Source organism: Streptomyces sp. CO7, assembly GCF_053474865.1.
Genome location: NZ_JBRIOU010000044.1, coordinates 1 through 917, shown reverse-complemented (window position 1 = coordinate 917; position 917 = coordinate 1). Strand labels below are relative to the sequence as shown.

Annotated in this window: 1 protein-coding gene; it reads left to right on the top strand. The window is 75.7% G+C overall.

All coding sequences use genetic code 11. From position 1 onward, the window contains the following. Positions 1 to 122: 122 nt before the first annotated feature. Positions 123 to 917: sugar phosphate isomerase/epimerase family protein (locus ACOV8S_RS30995; protein WP_448321816.1), on the top strand; the 795-nt coding region annotated here is incomplete at its 3' end.

Below are 917 nucleotides of genomic sequence, written 5' to 3'. Positions count from 1 at the left end.
ATCCGCGCCCTCGTCCCCCTGCAGGCGGCCCTCGCGGCCCGGGCCGGCGCCCCCGCGACCGCCCTCCTCACCGCCGCCCTCGCGCCCGTCGCCCGCCGCCTCGGCCGGAAAGTGAGCCTCACATGAGAACGAGCACGAGCGACACCCTTCCCTTACGCCTTGGCTACGGCACCAACGGCCTCGCCGACCTCCGCCTCGAGGACGCCCTCGCCCTACTTGCCGACCTCGGCTATGACGGCGTCGGACTCACCCTCGACCACATGCACCTCGACCCGCTCGCCCCCGACCTCGCCGCCCGCACGGCGAAGCTGGCCGCGCGCCTGGCCGAACTCGGCCTGGCGGTCACCGTCGAGACCGGCGCACGCTACGTCCTCGACCCGCGCCGCAAGCACGGTCCCTCCCTGCTCGACCCCGAGCCGGAGGACCGCGGCCGCCGCGTCGCCCTGCTGCTGCGGGCCGTCCGGGTGGCCGCCGAACTCGGCGCCCACGCTGTGCACTGCTTCAGCGGGGTCATCCCGCCCGGCACCGACGAGGAAGCCGCCTGGATGCGGCTCGCGGAGGCGCTGAACCCCGTGCTGGCCGCCGCCGAGGCCTCCGGCGTCGCCCTGGCGATCGAACCGGAGCCCGGGCACCTCCTCGCCGACCTGGCCGGCTTCCACCGGCTGCGCCGCCTCCTGGGCGACCCGCGACCGCTGGGCCTGACGCTGGACATCGGCCACTGCCAGTGCCTGGAGTCCCTGTCGCCCGCCGAATGCGTCCGTGAGGCCGCGCCCTGGCTGCGGCACGTGCAGATCGAGGACATGCGCCGCGGCGTCCACGAACACCTCCCGTTCGGCGAGGGCGAGATCGACTTCCCGCCCGTGCTGGCCGCGCTCGCCGCGGCGGACTACCGCGGGCTGACCGTCGTGGAGCTGCCC